14 protein-coding genes are annotated in these 18,012 nt (G+C 67.4%); 5 read left to right on the top strand and 9 right to left on the bottom strand.

Annotation, left to right across the window (positions count from 1 at the left end; genetic code table 11):
• The first annotated feature begins 175 nt into the window (after window positions 1–175).
• Complete coding sequence (locus tag I5E68_RS16195; RefSeq protein ID WP_197165926.1) at window positions 176–937, top strand: SDR family NAD(P)-dependent oxidoreductase; 762 nt, start codon at window positions 176–178, stop codon at window positions 935–937.
• 151 nt (window positions 938–1,088) lie between these two features.
• On the opposite strand, the gene I5E68_RS16190 is transcribed toward I5E68_RS16195, so the two are convergent.
• A complete protein-coding gene (locus I5E68_RS16190; RefSeq protein ID WP_197165924.1) occupies window positions 1,089–2,102 on the bottom strand; it encodes an NADP-dependent oxidoreductase in 1,014 nt (337 codons plus the stop codon).
• Between the two features lie 157 nt (window positions 2,103–2,259).
• Between I5E68_RS16190 and I5E68_RS16185 the strand changes: the two genes are divergently transcribed.
• Window positions 2,260–4,572 (top strand): TonB-dependent receptor, encoded by a 2,313-nt coding sequence (locus I5E68_RS16185; RefSeq protein WP_197165922.1) that lies wholly within the window; start codon window positions 2,260–2,262, stop codon window positions 4,570–4,572.
• Between the two features lie 114 nt (window positions 4,573–4,686).
• Window positions 4,687–5,451 (top strand): SDR family NAD(P)-dependent oxidoreductase, encoded by a 765-nt coding sequence (locus I5E68_RS16180; protein WP_197165920.1) that lies wholly within the window; start codon window positions 4,687–4,689, stop codon window positions 5,449–5,451.
• Window positions 5,452–5,559: 108 nt separating this feature from the next.
• On the opposite strand, the gene I5E68_RS16175 is transcribed toward I5E68_RS16180, so the two are convergent.
• The 8 genes from I5E68_RS16175 to I5E68_RS16140 all read right to left on the bottom strand — a co-directional run bounded on the left by I5E68_RS16175 (window position 5,560) and on the right by I5E68_RS16140 (window position 15,979).
• Window positions 5,560–8,292: a xanthine dehydrogenase family protein molybdopterin-binding subunit gene (locus tag I5E68_RS16175; RefSeq protein ID WP_197165918.1), complete on the bottom strand. Its 2,733-nt coding sequence runs from the start codon at window positions 8,290–8,292 to the stop codon at window positions 5,560–5,562.
• Window positions 8,289–8,762, bottom strand: a complete 474-nt coding sequence (locus I5E68_RS16170) for a (2Fe-2S)-binding protein (protein ID WP_197165915.1) — start codon at window positions 8,760–8,762, stop codon at window positions 8,289–8,291. Before I5E68_RS16170 ends, I5E68_RS16175 begins: the two co-directional genes overlap by 4 nt.
• Window positions 8,759–9,631 (bottom strand): FAD binding domain-containing protein, encoded by an 873-nt coding sequence (locus tag I5E68_RS16165; protein ID WP_197165913.1) that lies wholly within the window; start codon window positions 9,629–9,631, stop codon window positions 8,759–8,761. The genes I5E68_RS16170 and I5E68_RS16165 overlap by 4 nt, the downstream gene beginning before the upstream one ends.
• Window positions 9,628–10,341 (bottom strand): SRPBCC family protein, encoded by a 714-nt coding sequence (locus tag I5E68_RS16160; RefSeq protein ID WP_228727278.1) that lies wholly within the window; start codon window positions 10,339–10,341, stop codon window positions 9,628–9,630. Before I5E68_RS16160 ends, I5E68_RS16165 begins: the two co-directional genes overlap by 4 nt.
• Before the next feature lie 155 nt (window positions 10,342–10,496).
• Entirely contained in the window at window positions 10,497–11,993 is a 1,497-nt protein-coding gene (locus I5E68_RS16155) for a CoA-acylating methylmalonate-semialdehyde dehydrogenase (RefSeq protein WP_197165911.1), read from the bottom strand.
• A gap of 32 nt (window positions 11,994–12,025) precedes the next feature.
• Entirely contained in the window at window positions 12,026–12,808 is a 783-nt protein-coding gene (locus I5E68_RS16150; RefSeq protein WP_197165910.1) for an SDR family NAD(P)-dependent oxidoreductase, read from the bottom strand.
• Between the two features lie 33 nt (window positions 12,809–12,841).
• A complete protein-coding gene (locus I5E68_RS16145) occupies window positions 12,842–14,245 on the bottom strand; it encodes an aromatic ring-hydroxylating oxygenase subunit alpha (RefSeq protein WP_197165909.1) in 1,404 nt (467 codons plus the stop codon).
• Window positions 14,246–14,386: 141 nt separating this feature from the next.
• Entirely contained in the window at window positions 14,387–15,979 is a 1,593-nt protein-coding gene (locus tag I5E68_RS16140) for an AMP-binding protein (protein ID WP_197165908.1), read from the bottom strand.
• 227 nt (window positions 15,980–16,206) lie between these two features.
• Between I5E68_RS16140 and I5E68_RS16135 the strand changes: the two genes are divergently transcribed.
• Entirely contained in the window at window positions 16,207–16,953 is a 747-nt protein-coding gene (locus tag I5E68_RS16135) for an SDR family NAD(P)-dependent oxidoreductase (protein WP_228727277.1), read from the top strand.
• 113 nt (window positions 16,954–17,066) lie between these two features.
• Entirely contained in the window at window positions 17,067–17,912 is an 846-nt protein-coding gene (locus I5E68_RS16130) for a TauD/TfdA dioxygenase family protein (protein WP_197165906.1), read from the top strand.
• Window positions 17,913–18,012: the final 100 nt, after the last annotated feature.

Genomic DNA, 18,012 nt, shown 5'->3' with positions numbered 1-18,012 from the left:
TCTCGTGTTTGTTCTTGTCTCGAGTGCCCAGCGCTATCACGCTGCACCGGAGCCTGATTCCTGACCAAAAGGGCAGTGGTCCGTCCCGGCTGCGGAGGCGAAAGGGTAGGGTGACCGCATATCGTTCAAGACAGCCCGGGCAGCGATCCCGGCAACGGCAGAGGAAAGTGAGAACATGGATCTCGGACTGAAGGGCAGGAAAGCCATTCTCGTGGGCGCCAACGGCGGCATCGGCCGCATGGTCGCGCTTACGCTTGCCGCCGAAGGCTGCGACGTCGCCATCTGCGGCCGCACCCAGGTCAAGGTCGACAAGCTGATCGGCGAGCTCGCCCCCTCGGGCGTCAAGACCTACGGCGAGGCGCTTGACGTGACCGACGCGGCGGCCGTGCCCGCCTTCGTCGAGAAGTCGGCGGGCGAACTGGGCGGCTGCGACATCTTCATCAGCTTCACCTCGGTCAACCCCGGCGAGGACAGCGACGAGGCCTGGAACACGATCCTCGCCACCGACGTCCTGCCGATGCGCCGCGGCATCGCCGCCGCCATGCCCTTCCTCGAGAAGTCGGACGCGGGCTCGATCATCGTCATGAGCTCGACCGGCGCGGTCGAGGAATTCATGGGCGTGCAGCCCTACAATGCGCTCAAGGCGGCGGTGATCAACTATTCCTCGGCGCTGGCACAGGCCAATGCCGCCAAGGGCATCCGCTGCAACTGCATCACGCCGGGTCCGGTCTGGACCGAGGACGGCCCCTGGCCGCAGATCAAGGAAGGCGCGCCCGAGTTCTTCGATTCGATCGTCGCAGGGATTCCCACCGGCTCGATGACCACCGGCGAGGAACTGGCCAAGACCATCGTCTTCACCGCTTCGCCGGCCTGCAAGTCGATGACCGGTGCGAACATCGTCGTAGACGGCGCCTTCACCAAGCGCGTGCAGTTCTGATCCGGCAACACGTTCGAGCGGAGCGCAGGCCCGTCCAAGGGAGCGCGCTTCCGGCTCGTTTGTGACAGCGTAACACCTGAATGGGCGGCGGCATCCCGGGGAGCCGCCGCCCTCTTTTTGAGCACGCCCGCGAGCGAGCGTTCCTGGGGCCTCAGGCGATCTTGAGCACCAGCTTGCCGGTGTTCGCCCCGCTGAACAGGCGCATGAAGGCAGCGTAGGCGTTCTCGAGACCTTCCTGCACGTCCTCGTCGGCGCGCAGGCGTCCCTCGGACAGCCACTTGGCCATCTGCGCCCCGCCCTCGGCGAAGCGGTCGGCATAGTCGGCGATGAGGAAACCGTGCAGCACGCCGCGCCGGGCGAGAATCTGCCACAGGTTGCGAATTCCGATCTTCTCCTCGCTGTTGTACTCGGCGATGAGCCCGCACAGAACGATGCGCGCATGCATCGCGAGGTTGAAGACCTCGGCCTCCATCACCGCGCCGCCCACGTTCTCGAAGACCATGTTCGCCCCGTCCGGCGCTGCCTCGGCGATGGCGGCGACGAGCGCCTCGTGATCCTTGCCCTTGTAGTCGACAGCAGCATCGAAGCCGTAGTCCTCGATCAGGCGGCGGCACTTCTCTTCCCCGCCTGCGATGCCGACGACGCGGCAGCCCATGATCTTGCCGATCTGGCCGACAGCAGAGCCCACGGCCCCGGCCGCGCCCGAGACCAGCAGCGTCTCGCCCGGCTGGGGCTTTGCCACCTCGACCAGCCCGAAATAGGCGGTAAGCCCGACCGCGCCGAGCGCGGAGAGGTAGTTCGAGGGCGAGGGCACCGCGTCGACGTCGATCGCCATGGTGAAGCCGCCGGGCATCGCCACCGAGTAATCCTCGAGCGCATTGAGCCCCATGACCCACTGGCCGACCGCGAAGTCGGGGTTGTCGCTGGCGTGGACCACGCCCACCGTCGTCGCGCGCACAGGGTCGCCGAGCGCGATCGGCGGCATGTAGCTTTCGGCATCGTCCATCCACCCGCGCTGCGCCGGATCGAGCGAAACGAATCGGTTGCGAATGACGATTCCGCCCAGCGGAGGGGCCGGGACGGGCGAAGTCTCGATCCGGAAGTCATTTTCGACGGGTTCGCCCTGCGGACGGCGAACGAGCAGGAAGCGCCTGTTTTCTGACATTTCTTCATCTCCCATGGTTGCCCGCTTGGTCGACCCCCACAGTTTTTCTCGCACCTGATCAATTTAACAGGGGATGACCTGCGACGAACCGAGGCATAAAAGGGGTCCAGATAAGAAGGGCCACGAAAAAATTTCGGGCCACGAGGGAGGATTACTGATGGCTTACTCACGCAAGCGTGGGGTGAGGTCTGTCGCGCTCATGGCGAGCGCGCTGGGCACCACCGCGATTTCCGGTATCGCCGCTCCGGTCATGGCGCAGGAGGCAGAGGCCCCTGCCGCCGTCGACCCCATGGAAATCATCGTCTCTGCCCGCCGCCGCGCGGAATCGCTCCAGGATACCCCGGTCGCGATCACCGCGGTCAATGCCGCGATGCTCGAAAACAAGGCCTCGGCCAATATCGGCGACCTGCAGGGCGCAGCGCCCGGCCTGCTCATCACCCAGCAGAACTCGGGCGCACAGGCGGCCAACATCTCGATCCGCGGCCTGACTTATGCCGACATCGAGAAGTCGCAGACCCCGACCGTCGGCGTGGTCATCGACGGCGTGACCATCGGCACCAATACCGGCCAGCTGCAGGATGCCTTCGACATTGCCCAGATCGAGGTCCTGCGCGGGCCCCAGGGCACCTTGTTCGGCGCCAACACGATCGGCGGCGTCATCAACATCACCCGTACCGAACCCACCATGGAGCCGGGCGGCAAGGCCGAATTCACGATGAGCCGCTGGGGCACCTGGGCGGCCAAGGCGATCCTCAACTACGGCGACGGCGAGAACTGGGGCATCAAGGGCTGGTACTTCCACAACCAGAGCGACGGCTTCTACTACAACGCCATCACCGACAAGCGCGCGGGCTTCTCCAATGGCGACAGCTACGGCGCGACCCTGCTCTTCGCCCCGGTCGGCTCGGACTTCGACGCCAAGCTCACCGTCGAGAACGTCGAGCAGGAATTCGAACCGGTCGTATCCAACCTGACCAACAGCTCGGAACTGTTCTGCGGGCTGATCCCGGCCAACGAGTGCAACCGCAACGCAACCACCGACCTCTACACCGTCTTCACCCTGCCCGCGGTCAGCACCTATTCGGCGCCCGCAGCCACGCTGGAGATGAACTACGAACTGGGTGCGGTCACCCTCACCTCGATCACCGGCTGGCGGCACAGCAAGGAAAAGCAGACGCAGGACTTCGACGGCTCGTCGAGCGACCTGTACTACGTCGACCGGCGCCAGCACTACACCCAGTGGAGCCAGGAACTGCGCGCCGCGGGCAACCTCTTCGAAGGCTTCGACTACGTCGTGGGCGGCTTCTACTTCCACTCCAAGTACGACCTTACGCAGTGGACCCGCTTCTTCGGCTTCGATCCTTCGATCCCGCCGACCGAATTCGACAACAACGCCCAGACCAATGTGGGCAAGACCACCAGCTACGCCTTCTTCGGCGACTTCAACTGGGCTTTCGCCGACGACTTCCGCCTCTCGTTCGGCGGTCGCTGGTCGCACGACAACAAGAAGCTGACCAACTCCTTCGCTGCGGCAGGACTGATCGGCTCGGGTGATGCCAACTTCACCAAATTCACCCCCAAGGTGGGCCTTGACTGGCGCCCGAACAACGACCTGATGCTCTACGCCAGCTGGTCGCGCGGCTATCGTTCGGGCGGCTTCAGCCCGCGCGCGGCTACCGCCGAAACCGCGAGCACGCCGTTCCAGCCCGAGACCGTCGATGCCTACGAGGTCGGTGCCAAGCTCACGCTGCTCGACAACATGCTCGAGCTCAACCTCGCCGGCTACGTGTCCGACTACAAGGACATGCAGCAGAACCTGACCGTTCCCGGCGGGCCGCTGGGCAACCAGACGATCACCGGCAACGTGCCGGGCGGCGCGATCATCAAGGGTATCGAGGCCGACGCGGTGCTGCGCCTGTCCGACCGCCTGCGCGTGACCGCCTCGACCGCCTACATGAAGTCCAAGTTCCGCGACTTCATCACCTGCGGCGCCTATGCTGCCGGGACGGCCGCGACCAACGACTGCGGCATAGGCCTGGTGCCCTTCGACTACTCGGCCAACCGCCTGATCTATGCCCCCAAGTTCACCGGCTCGATCAATGCCGACTACGAGGTCCCGACCAGCTTCGGCAGCGTCGTCGCAACGGCAGGGTGGCGCCACATCAGCCCTTACGACGAGCAGATCTCGCAAGGCTCGCTGACGCCGACGCTCAACGGCGACGGAGAGGTCACCGAGGTGACCGTGGGCGGCAACGACCCGCGCGTGCGTACCACCACGCAGGACCTCGTCGATGCCAGCCTGACGGTCAACTTCGAGGTCGGAGACAAGGAAACCTACTTCCGCATCTTCGGTCGCAACCTCGCCAACGAGAAGACCACCACGCACGCGTTCACCGTCGCCGGGCTGTTCTCGTTCGGCATGGCCAACGAGCCGCGTACCTACGGTGCGACTTTCGGCGTGCGTTTCTGACGTTACCCATCACCAATGCTAGGCGTTGAGAAGACGCAACAACGCTAGACATGCACAACGCCCGGCAGGCCAACCCCTGCCGGGCGTTCAATCGTTGAGAACAGGAGAGAATGCATGGCACGTCTGGAAGGCAAGATTACCCTGGTAACCGGCGCGGGCAATCCGCGCGGCCTGGGTGCCGCAACCGCGCAGCGCTTCGCCGAGGAAGGTGCCTTCGTCTATGTCACCGACCTCGATGAAGGCGGCGCCAAGGCCGTCGCAGATGCCATCGTCGCTGCTGGCGGGCAGGCAGAAGCCATGGCGCAGGACGTCACCGACGAGGCTTCGTGGGACGCGGTCTTCGCGGCAATCGAAAAGGGCCACGGACGGCTCGACGTGCTCGTCAACAATGCCGGTATCGCCATTCTGAAGCCCCTCTCGATGCTCGAGGCGGCGGACTGGAAGCGCCAGAACGAGGTCAACCTCGACTCTGTGTTCTACGGCACCAAGCGCGCGGTCGAACTGATGCGCAGGGTCGGTGAAGGCGGCTCGATCGTGAACATGTCCTCGATCGCCGGGCTCGTCGGCGTGCCGGGCTGCGGCGCCTATGCCGCGGCCAAGTCGGGCGTGCACATGTTCTCCAAGGTCGTCGCGGTCGAATGCGCCGCCGAGAACATCCGCTGCAACTCGGTCCACCCGGGCATGATCGAAACCGCGATGCAGGATGTCGCACGCCGCGACAATCCGGAGGAATTCAAGCTGATCGTCGCCAGCATCCCGATGAAGAAGCTGGGCGAGCCGCTCGACATCGCCAACATGAACCTGTTCCTCGCCTCGGACGAGGCCAAGTACATCACCGGGGCCGAGTTCATCGTCGACGGCGGCGTCACCACGATGTGATCGCACGCGGGCCGGGCTGCGTGCATGTCCGGCCCGCGCTTCGCGCGCGGTGCAAATGACCGGTTCCGCCTCCGGAATGCACGTCGGGGCAATGCCCGAGAAGGGCCCTCAGCGCCGCTTGCCTCTCACCTTGGCCTTGCCGAAGATCCCCATCTTGCACGTCCCCGCAACCGTGTCCGCCGCGAAGGCGAGGTCGTACTTCAGCGTGATCTTCATCGGCTTGGCGACCTTGAGTTCGAACAGCAGCCGCCCATCATCATAGCGCCCCGCGAAGGCCATCGCGCCTTCGGGGCTGCTCAGCGTACCGCTCGCCTGCACGCCCTCGCAGGCAACCTCCATGACCATCTCCTGTGGCCCCATCGGGGTCGAGAGGACCATGTCCCATTCCCCCTCGATGGTGGTTTGCGGCGCCGCCTGCGTCTCGGCGACACTGGCCTGTGCCTCGTGCGCGCGAGCAGGGTCAGGAGCGGGCGGCGGGGCTTCACTTGCGTGGCGCGGGGCCGCGAGGTCGCGCCCCTCGATCACGCTCATCAGCCGCGTCGGGGTGAGCGGCAGCGCGACCGGCACCTCGCCGAATGGCGCGAGCGCATCGGCAATCGCGTTGACCAGCGTGGGCGGGCCGATGATCGCACCACCCTCGCCCACCCCGCGCATCCCTCCGGTCGAGGCCGAGGGGCGGTTCGCATGGACGAACTCGAAGCGCGGCACGTCGTGGATCGTCGGCAGGAGGTAGTCCTTGTAGGTCGCCGCGTCCGAATTGCCCTGCGCATCGTGGCCGATCTCCTCGAGCAGCACGGTGCCGATCGCCTGCGCGAGCCCGCCCGAGATCTGCCCCTCGACGACGGCGGGATGGATCACGGTCCCGCAATCCTCGACCGAGAGCCAGCGCCGGATCGAAACCATCCCGGTATCGGCATCGACCTCGACGATCGCGGCATGGGCCGCGCTGGTGAGCGTCATAGCCGGGGGCTGGTAGCGGTGGTGTACTTCGAGCCCGGGGACCATGCCGGGCGGCAGGCGATCGGGCTCGCCATAGGCGACGGCGGCGATCTCCGAGAGCGGACGCGACATCTGCGGCGCGCCCTCGACGCTGACCATGCCCTGCTCGATACGGATCGCCTCGGGGCTGGCGTTGAGCAGGTGGGCTGCCAGAGTGCGCACCTTGTCCGCGAGCAGGCGACTCGTCTCGACCACCGCGCCTCCCGCGATCACCCCCTGCCGGCTTCCGGTCGCGCCGGGAGAGAAGCCCGCACCGGCATTGTCGCCCTCGAACACGGTCACGTCCTCGTAGCGCACGCCCAGTTCCTCGGCGACGAGCTGGGCCATCGTCGTCGCGGTGCCGTGGCCCTGGCTGTGCGTCGAGAGCGTGGCGACGACATTGCCACCCGGCTCGATGCGCAGATGCGCAGGCTCACCCGTACAAACCGCAATGCTGCCCGCACAGCCGGTGGGCTCGACATAGGCGGCGATACCGAGGCCGAGATAGCGCCCCTGTTCTCTTGCTTGCGCCTGTTCGGCGCGGAAGGCGGGGAGGTCGATCTCCTCCATCAGCCGCTCGAGGCATTCGGCCGCGCTGATGTCCTCGACCGGCACGCCCATCGCGCTGGTCACCGGCAGTTCCTCACGGCGCACGAGGTTGCGGCGGCGCAGTTCGACCGGCTCGATCCCGCGCTCGCGCGCGATGGCGTCGAGCGCGGTTTCGCGGATCAGCGTCTCCATCGCCCATGGCCCGCGATAGGCGGCAAGGCCGTTGGTGTTGGTGAACCAGCCCTTCGCGGTGAAGCCGTGCGCGGGCATGTGATAGCACGACCACAGGAACATCTGCACCGCGATATTGGCATCCGCGCCCTGCGGGAAAGCCCCGTTGTTGACCGCATAGTCGGCATAGCTGGAGAGCAGGCGCCCGGCATCGTCATAGCCCAGCGTCAGCGTCATGTCCTGCTCGCGCGCCTGGCACGAGGCCGTCAGCGCCTCCCAGCGATCCTCGATCCACTTGAGCGGGCGGCCCAGCAGGAGCGCACCGAGCACGACTGCGCATTCCTCCTTCCACGGATGGTTCTTGAGCCCGAACGAGCCGCCCACGTCCTTCGCGAAGACGCGGATCGCGGTCTCGGGAAAGTCCAGCGCCTGCGCGAGCCAGCGCGCGACCATGTGCGGGCTGGAACAGGCAATGTGCAGCGTCAGTTCTTCCGGCCCCTCGGGAACGGCGAGCACGCCGCGCGTCTCCATCGGCGACTGCGAGACCCGCGCATGGGTGACGCGGTGCGCGATGCGATGCGGCGCGGCATCCAGCGCCGCGCGCAGGTCATCCTCGATCTCGTCGCCGATTTCAGCGGCGATGTTGTCGTCGGCATCGGGATGGATCGGCGGCGCAACCGCGGCATCGGCCATCCTCACCACCGGCGTCCCCGGCGCATAGTCGACCTCGACCAGCGAAGCCGCGTCCTCAGCGAGCGCGCGCGAGGTCGCGACGACCAGCGCCACAGGCTCGCCCGCATAGGCGACGCGGCCATCGGCCAGCGGGGTCACCGCAATCTCCAGCGGCGCGAGGAAGAAGCTGAGCATGCGCAAGGGTCGCGCGGCGAGATCGGCCTGCGTCAGCACGGCGTGGACGCCGGGCAACGCCAGCGCCTGTTCGGCATCGATGCCCCGGATCTGCGCGCAGGCATAAGGGCTGCGCACGAAGGCGCAGTGCAGTATGCCCGGCACGCTCACGTCGTCGACGAAGCGCCCACGCCCGGTGACGAGGCGCGCGTCCTCCTTGCGCGGCACGCGCTGGCCGACGTAGCGTGTCGCCCCGCTTCCTGCGCGCTGTGCGAGCGGGTCCGGACTGTCGTTCATGGCGCGTCTCCGGCCAGCCTGTGCGCGGCGCGGCGCAGTCCCTGATAGCCGGTGCAGCGGCACAAGTGACCGCCGATGGCCTGTTCCAGCGCCTGCGCGTCCGGCCTCGTCTCACCCTCGACAAGCGCGGCGAGCGTCATCGCGATGCCCGGCGTGCAGAAGCCGCACTGCAGCGCATGCTCCTCGCGCAGCACCTGCTGGACGCGGTGCAATGTGCCGTCGCTCGCGGCGAGGCCCTCGACGGTGCGGACCGCGCAACCCTGCGCCTGCACCGCCAGCATGAGGCAGGCGCGCACGGCCTTGCCGTCGACCATGACCGTGCAGGCCCCGCAGGCCCCGTGCTCGCAGCCAAGATGCACGCCGCAGTGCCCCGCCGCCTGCCGCAGGTGATCGGCGAGCGAGGTGCGCGCCTCGGCGCGTCCCTCGTGGAGGTGGCCGTTGAGGGTAAAGGAGATCGCGTGCTCGCTCATGCCATGGCCCTCCCCGCGCATGTCTCGCGCAAGGTACGTGCGAACATGCGCCGCGCCACCGTCTCGCGGTAGGCCGCGCTCGCCGCCTTGTCGTCGAAGGGCGCAGTGCCCGCCAGCGCCAGCGCGGCAATCGCCTCGGGCTCGATCTCGTCGAGCGCGGCTCCCACGAGCGCGGCCTCGGCCTCGCGCGCGCGCAGGGCGGTGTGGCCCATCGCGAACCACGCGAGCCGCGCCGCGACGATCGTCCCGCCATCGAGATGGAGTTCGCCCGCAAGCCCGGTCAGCGCGAAGTCTCCGGGCCTTCGCGCGACCTCGAAGAAGACTTCCACGCGCTCGCCTGCGGGCGGGTCGGGAAAGACAAGTGCGGTGACGATCTCGTCGAAAGCACAGGCCGTTGCGTAGGGCCCATGAAGAAAGTCCGCCATGGCGACCTGCCGCATGCCGCGCACCGAATGGAGCTGCACCCGTGCATCGAGGGCGAGCGCGACGGCGGGGCATTCCGCGGCTGGTTCGGCGAAGGCGATCGAGCCGCCGATGGTGCCCCGGCTGCGGGTCTGGTGATGTCCGACGTGCCCGAGCGCACGCGCCAGCAAGGGCAGGTCGCTGCGGACAAGGGGATGGCCTAGCAGTTCGTTCTGCACGGCCATCGCGCCGACCCGGATACCGCCTGTGTGGCGCTCGACCGCGCGCAATTCGGGAATGGCGCCAAGGTCGACGAGCAGGAAGGGCTGGCTCATGCGCAAGTTGAGCAAGGGCATCAGCGTCTGCCCGCCCGCGATCACGCTTGCCCCGCCGCCCGCCTCGGCGAGCAGGCGCGCGGCTTCATCGAGGCTTGCGGGGCGCGCGTAGTCGAAAGGCGCGGGCTTCATCGCCGCTGCCCCCATGCAAAGCCGGTCGCCGTGGCAAAGACCAGCAGCAAGGCCATGACGAGGAGGCGCGCCTCCTCGGTTGGACTGACCATTTGCGCCCCTCCGCCAGCCAGGAAAGCCGCGAGGGCCACGGCGACGAGCGCAAGCACCCAACCCCATGGGAAACCCTGCGGTCCGGCTACGCGCGGCGCTGCTGGCGTGCGGGCTGCGGGCGACGCCGCGCCCTCGTCGGCAACTTCCGCCCCGGTCACGATCCGCTCGAAGCGGGCGAAGAACTGCTCGGCAAGACGGCGTGCGGTCGCCTCGACCACCGCGCCGCCCAGCTGCGCGAGGCGCCCGCCGATCTCGGCGCCGACCTCGTAGCGAAGACGCGTGCCGGACCCTTCACTTTCGAGTGTGACGCGCGCCGCACCGCTGGCATTGCCCGCCATGCCGCCCTTGCCCTCACCGACGATGCGATAGCTCGCGGGCGGGTCGAGGTCTTCGAGCCTAACCGTGCTGCGGAATGTCGCGCCCATCGGGCCGACCTTGACCTCGACCGTGGCGCGATAGGCGTTCTCGCCCTCGGCCTCGAGGCTCTGGCAGCCGGGGATGCACTGGCGCAGCACCGCCGGATCGTTGAGCGCCGCCCACACCGCCTGCCGGTCGGCCGCGATGAATTGCTCTCCGCCAAGGTCCATAGCGCAGCCGTCTCCCTTTTGCCCCGTCATCGCGCAGGGCTCTTTGGGCACGACTGTCTGGCGGCGCGCACCGGCTTGGCAAAGCAGACGCGCGATTATCGCCGGGGCGCTGAGTAATGGACCCGAGACCCCGGCGGCTTGCCCCTGCGGGCAATGCCGCAGGGTCTCACCTCATTATACGAAGACTAGAGCGTCGGGATCAGGAACGCGTTCGAACCGTCGCCCCCGCCATCGGGCCAGCGCTGGGTCACCGTCTTGACCTTGGTCCAGAAGCGCATGCCTTCCATGCCGTACTGGTTGGTGTCGCCGAAAGCCGAGCGCTTCCACCCGCCGAAGCTGTGGTAGCTCACCGGCACCGGGATCGGCACGTTGACGCCGACCATGCCGACCTCGACCCGGGCCGCGAATTCGCGCGCGGCATGGCCGTTGCGGGTGAAGATCGCGACCCCGTTGCCGTACTGGTGCTTCGATGGCAGGGCGACGGCTTCCTCGAAATCCTTCGCGCGCACCATCTGCAGGACCGGCCCGAAGATTTCCTCGCGGTAGCTCGCCATATCGGTGGTCACCCGGTCGAGCAGCGTGGGGCCAAGGAAGAAGCCCTTCTCGTGGCCCTGCAGGCTGAAGCCGCGACCGTCGATCACCAGCTCGGAGCCCTCATCGACCGCGGTCGCGATCCACTGCTCGATGCGCGCCTTGTGCTCGGGCGTGACGACCGGACCGTAATGGGCTTCGGGATCGTTCGAAACACCCACGCGCAGCGCCTCGATCGCGGGGATCAGCTTTGCGCGAAGGCGATCGGCGGTGTCCTCGCCGACCGGCACCACCACCGGCAGCGCCATGCAGCGCTCGCCCGCCGAGCCGAAGGCCGCGCCGCACAGGTCGTTGACCACCTGGTCGAGATCGGCGTCGGGCATGACGATGCCGTGGTTCTTGGCCCCGCCCATCGCCTGCACGCGCTTGCCCGCCGCAACACCACGCGAATAGACGTATTGCGCGATGTCGGAGGAGCCCACGAAGCTGACCGCGGCAATGCCCGGATGGTCGAGGATCGCATCGACCATGACCTTGTCGCCGTGCACCACCTGCAGCAGCCCTTCGGGCGCGCCCGCCTCGACGAAAAGCTCGGCAAGGCGCACCGGGACCGAGGGATCGCGCTCGGAGGGCTTGAGGATGAAGGCATTGCCGCAGGCGATTGCCATGCCGAACATCCACATCGGGATCATCGCGGGAAAGTTGAACGGGGTGATCCCCGCACCGATGCCGAGCGGCTGGCGCATCGAGTAGACGTCGATGCCGGTGCCCGCGCCGACGGTATATTCACCCTTCTGCGCCTGCGGGATGCCGCACGCGAACTCGATCACCTCGAGCCCGCGCTGGATGTCGCCCTTGGCATCGTCGACGACCTTGCCGTGCTCGCTGGCGAGCAGTTCGGCGAGCGACTGCATGTTCTCTTCGAGCAGCTGCTTGAAGCGGAACATGACCCTTGCGCGGCGCTGCGGGTTGGTCTTGGCCCATTCGGGCTGGACCCTGGCCGCGATCTCGACCGCGCGGTCGAGCAGCGCGGCATCGCCGAGCGGCACTTCGGCCTGGATCTCGCCGGTCGAGGGGTTCCAGACCTGGTGCGTGCGTCCGGTCTCGGGCGCGGTCGCGCCGCCTGCCATGAAATGATCTATCCTGCGCATGTCCGGTCTCTTTTCCTGATTTGTGGCGCCGCTCAGGCCTGCTGGTCGACCCAGGTGCTGGTGAGCGCGCGGGGCGAGAGGTACTTGGTTCGGGTCCAGCCCCCGTCGACGACGATCGACTGGCCGTTGATCATCTCCCCGGCCGGCGAGCACAGGAAGGCAATGGCCCCTGCCACGTCCTCGGCCTCGGCAAGGCGGGGGTAAGGCGTGGTCTCGACGTTGACGCGGCGGAAGGTCTCGTCCTCGAAGCGGTGGCGGACCATGTCGGTCATGGTCACGCCCGGCGCGACGCAGTTGGAGCGGATGCCGAGCGGGCCGTACTCGACCGCCATGTGCTCGGTCAGCGACCTGAGGCCGCCCTTGGCCGCCGAATAGGGCCCGCCGCGCCTGCCGCCGATCATCGCGTAAGTGCTGGTGACATTGACCACGCTGCCGCCCGGCCCCATGTGTGCCAGCGCCTCGCGGCACAGCCGGAACGGCGCGCGCAGCATGACGTCGAGGAAACGGTCGAGCGTGGCATCGTCGGTGTCGAGCAGCGGGGTCGGGCTGCCCAACCCCGCGTTGTTGACGAGACTGTCGATGCGCCCGAAGCGTTCGAGCGCGAACGCGACGATGCGTGCCGGCCCATCCTGCGCAGTGATGTCTACGGCCAGTGTCGCGATGCGCTCGTCGGTGCCGATGGCATCGCGCAGGGCGGCAAGCTTGTCCTCGCTGCGCCCGACCCCGACCACGGCATCGCCCGCGGCATGGAGCATCTTCGCGGTGGCAAGGCCGATGCCGCTGCCAGCGCCGGTAATGATGGAAGTGCGGGTCATCTCAGCGTTCGCCCCTGTCGCTCGTCATCCAGGTCAGAAGTCGAAGGCTTCGATCTTGCCGTCGAAGTTGTGCTGCAACTTGCGCGTTGCGGCGGCGACCTTGTCGGCCTCCACGCCGCGCAAGTGCCCGTCGATCACGCGGTTGTAGTTGCTGATCAGCCCCTCAACGCCTTGGCCCAGACGCATGAAGTCGAAGCCCTGCGCGTGCAGGCCCTGCTGCTGGATGGGAATGTTCGCATAGTCCTGCCGCGGGATCGGCGGAAATTCCTCGCTGTCGTGCGGCAGCACGGTCGGCTCGGTCACGCTCTCATGTCCATCGCCCGGCGCAAAGTGCGTCAGCGACCAGAGCTCGAACAGGCATTCCTCGGGGCCGAGCGGACGGATGCGGTAGGCCGACGCGCTGCTCATCGTGGGCAGCACGAAGTAGTGCGGGAAGATGAATTCGACCGCCTGCACCGGGTGGGTCTGCGCGACGGTGTTGAGGTCGGGCAGGTCCTCCCCGCGCGCGCGCAGCTGTTCGACCACCTGATGCTGGACGATGCCGTACCACATCGGAATGGCCTGCGCCGGGTCCTCGGGCAGCTCGACGTCGAGCAGGTGGCTGGCGATCTCCACTTCCTTGGCGTGGACCATGCCCGCCATGCCCTCGTTGAGCAGCTTCATGTGCTCGAACTGGGCCTGCACGTTCTCGCGCACCGAGAGGTTGGGATTGATCGGCAGGCCGATGCCCCCGGTATCCATGCCGTACATCACGTTGTAGAGCTGCGGCAGCTTCTGCTGGAGCTGCGGGTGCGTGCGCATCACGTGGTAGCCTTCCATGAAGGCCTCCATCGCGATCTTCCAGTTGGCGGGCAGCTTGGTCGCATACCACCATTCGGCGCGCAGATCGTCGAAGCCGCGCGCCTCGAGCGCGGCGAGCATCGGGCCGATGCTTTCGCGAAGGGAAGGCGCATCGTCGTCGAAGTTGATGAAGGCGCAGCCGATCGCGGTCTCCACCCGGCACGGGCGCAGTGCGAGATCGGCAGCATCGAGCTGTTCCTCGGAGAAGAAGTGCTTGCCGTAGACGAAAGTGTTCTCGCCCTCGAGGTTCCAGCGCCAGCCATGGAAGGGGCAGATGAAGCCCGCGCTCTTGCAGTTGCCGTGGCCGCCGGGCTCGGCGATCGGCACACCGCGGTGGCGGCAGGCATTGTGGTAGGCCCTGACCCCGTCCTTGGTGCGCACGACGATGACCGACTTGCCCAGGTTGCTGTACTCGATCCAGTCGCCGACGTTCTCGATCAGTTCGAGACGGGTCGCCATCTGCCAGACGTGCGGCCACAGGCGCTCGGTCTCCGCGCGGTAGAAGTCCTCGTCGTAGTAACGCGGCGTGGGGATACGCTCGGGATCGGTGACGAGGTGCGGGATGTCGATGCGCGCGGCGGGATCGGCCTCGGCCATGGCGGAAGGTCCTCTCGAATTAGTCTTTGACCGTGGTCTAGCCCCTGCCCCGGCGATCCCGAAGGCATGGGCCGCAGCCACCGCAGGGGCGATGTAGACGCAAGGAAGCCTGGCGCAGGGCCTGCCTCCAGGGCCTTGCCTCTAGCCCGCCAGCTCGGCCCGCAGGACGTGCTTGAGCACCTTGCCCGCCTCGTTGCGCGGCAAGGCTTGGCGCAGCACCACCGCCTCGGGATACTTGAAGCGGGTCACCCCCAATGCGGCGAGATGTTCGCCGAGCATGGCGACGTCGGGACTGGCTCCGGCGACCGGGACGATCACCGCACAGGCCCGCTCGCCGGTCCGCGCATCGGGCACGCCGACGATCGCGACGTCGGCGATCGCGGGATGGGCAAGGAGAAGGTCCTCGATTTCCTTGGGCGCGATGTTCTCGCCGTTGCGGATGATCAGGTCCTTGATCCGCCCGGTCACGGTGAGGAAGCCCTCGGCATCGAGCGTGCCCTGGTCGCCGCTGCGGTAGAAACCCGCCTCGTCGAAGGCGCCGGCCTCGTGTTCCTGCCGGATGTAGCCCGCGAGCATCTGCGGCCCGCGCGCCCTGATCTCGCCGTCGCTCGCGATGACGACTTCGGCGATCCCCGCGCGCCCGTCGCTATGCGCGGCCTGCGCCATGCCCCGCTGCGCCAGTGCACCAACGCTCGTCACCGGCACCTCGGTCGAGCCGTAGACCCGGCTGACGCGGGCATGGGCGAACCAGGCGGTGGCCTCCTCGATCAGCGCCGGAGGCACCGAGGCCCCGCCGCAGATGAAGACCTTGAGCGCAGGCAGGTGTGCGCCTGCAGCCTTTGCCGAGGCGAGCAGCTGTTCGAGGAACGGGGTCGCGCCCGCCATGTGCGTGATCGCCTCGCGCTGCATCAGCGCCAGCGCTTCTCCAGCATCCCACTGGTCCATCAGCACCGCGCGACTGCCCAGCATGAGCGGGGCCTCGAAGGCGTAGATCGAACCGCCGATATGGCTGATCGGCGAAGGCACGAGAAAGCTGTCGCCCGGCTCGACCAGCCAGTACCGGCCGATCTGGCGCAGCAGCGCGCCAAGCGAATTGTGCGTATGCAGGACGCCCTTGGGCGTGCCGGTGGTGCCCGAGGTATACATCACCATGCGGACCGCATCGGCCTCGGGACGGTGGATCGCACCCGGCTGCGCCTGTGCGAGGATATCGGCATAGGACAGGGTCCCCGCGAGCGCGCCGGTACCACGCACGACCACGATCTCGGGCGCGTCCTCCATCTCGCCCGCGATCTGGCCGAGCATGCGCGCATAGTCGAAGCGGCGGAATGTCTCGGGCACGAAGACCGCGCGGCTGCGGCAATCCTCGAGGATGAAGCGGGTATCGCGCTCGCGCAGCGAGGGCAGGATCGGATTGGCGACGAGCCCGGCATAGGTCGCGGCACAATAGATCGTCGCAGCCTCGTGCCAGTTGGGCAGCATGAACGAGATCACCGAGCCGGGCGCGAAGCGCGCGGCAAACCAGCCTGCCAGCTTCTCGGCGCGGGCATGAAGCTGTGCCGCGCCGACCCGGTGCGCGCCGTCGACGAGGAGCGTGCGCGCGGGGTCCTTCGCAGCGATGCGCGGGAGCAGGTCGGCAAGGGTCTCGTCGCCCCACCAGCCCTCGCTGCGGGCGGCAGCGGCGCGCGCCTCGTCCCAGCGGATGCTCCAGCCCTCGATCTCGCGGCGCGTCATGTCATGCCCTTTCCCCGGCCCGTACTCAGGCGCCTGGCCCGGCGCTTCGCCCGGCAGTTTGCCCAACCTTTCCCTTTGCCGCGCAATCAAGTCCGCCCGATGATCAAAGGCAACCGGCAGGCCCCGCACGCAGGCCACTCATCGCGAGGGTGATACCCGCGCCCCTGCCCCACCGCTGCGCGCCGCTTCGCGCTATTGGGAGGCAAAACGGCAACTGGAGGATGGGAATGCAGCTCGAAGGCAAGGTCGCGGTCGTCACCGGGGCGGGGTCGGGAATCGGTCGCGCCATCGCGGAGCGTTTCGCCCGCGAGGGCGCGATGGTCGGCGCCTGGGACCTCAACGGCGAGGGCGTCGCCGCGACCGTGGAGACGATCACCCGGGCAGGCGGCAAGGCCGTCGCGGTGACCGCCGACTGTTCGGATGCCGCCGCCATCGCCGAGGCCGCCGCCACCACGCGCGGAGCCTTCGGTCCGATCCAGATACTCGTCAACAATGCCGGGATCGCGCCCTTCGTCCCCTATCTCGAGATCACCGACGAACAGTGGGACCAGATCATGCGGATCAACCTCAAGGGTCCGCACCTGTGCATCCGCGAGATGCTCCCCGCGATGCTCGAGGCGGGCTGGGGCCGGGTGGTCAACATCACCTCCTCCTCGGTGCAGAGCGGCTCCTTCGCGCAAGTTCACTACGTCTCGTCGAAGGGCGGCGTGCTGGGCATGACCAAGGCGCTCGCGCTCGAATACGCGGCCAGCGGGGTGACCTTCAACATGGTCCCGCCCGGCTTCGTCGACACCCCTGCCCTGCGCGCGGCGCCGGTCGACATCGACACCTTCTCGAAAACCCTGCCGATGAAGCGCGTGGGCCAGCCCGACGAGATCGCCTCGGCCTGCGTGTTCCTCGCCAGCGAGGGCGCGAGCTACGTCACCGGACAGACGATCAGCGTCAACGGCGGGCGCTACATGGGCTCTGCCTGACACGGGAGCCTCGATCCGTTCCGGGCCCCGATCCGGTCCCGATATCGCCGGGGCGTACTTCATCGGCGGGCCCGGCGGGTCTATATTCAGCGCGACAATAGGGAGATTATGCCATGGCCGTCGAAACCCAGACGACGCTCAAGCACGAGGCCATCAAGGACCTGATCGGCAGCCGCGTGCTCAATTCCAAGGAAGACCTGCTTGCCGGAACGCTCGGCGAGGATCTGCGCGACCTGCTCGAACAGCGCGGCGTGCTGGTCTTCCCGCAGATCGGCTTCACCGACGAGGAACAGATCGCCTTCACCAAGACGCTGGGCACCTACGCGCCCGAGCGCCGGGGCGACGAGGAAGCGGTGACCAAGATCTCCATCGACCCCGCGGTCGCCGGGCCCACCGCCGAATACCTCAAGGGCTCGCTCTACTGGCACATCGACGGCACCATGCAGGACGTGCCGATCCTCGCCTCGATCCTGTCGTGCAAGAAGCCCTCGCCCAAGGGCACGGGCAATACCGGCTTTTGCAACACCTACGCCTCCTACGACGCACTGCCGCAGGAGGAGAAGGACCGGATCGAAGATCTCAAGGTGCGCCACGGCGCCTGGGCGACACTGTTCTTCTACAACCCCGAACCCCCCGTCGCGATGCTCAAGGGCATGCAGGCGATCGGCGACAATACGCTACCGCTGGTCTGGACGCACAAGTCGGGGCGCAAGTCGCTGGTGATCGGCAACACCGCCCATACCGTCGAGGGCATGGACGTGATGGAAGGGCGCCTGCTGCTTAACGAACTGCGCGAATGGGCGACGCGCGAAGAATTCACCTATAGCCACGAATGGTCCGAGGGCGACCTCGTGATCTGGGACAACACCGGCACCATGCACCGCGCCGAATGGTACGACGTGACCAGCGGCCGCCTGATGGTCCGCACCAAGCTGGAAGGCGAGGAACCCTTCGCCTGAACGGGACGGGGCGCGCGGGGGCAGAGGAGCACCGCGTGCCCTGTGGCGGTGATGCGTCCGTATTGGTTGATTTGATGTTTCCGAAACCTGCTCTTCCGGT

The sequence above is a fragment of the Novosphingobium aureum genome (genome assembly GCF_015865035.1).
Classification (GTDB): Bacteria; Pseudomonadota; Alphaproteobacteria; order Sphingomonadales; family Sphingomonadaceae; genus Novosphingobium; species Novosphingobium aureum.
This window is presented reverse-complemented; position numbering and strand designations above follow the sequence as displayed.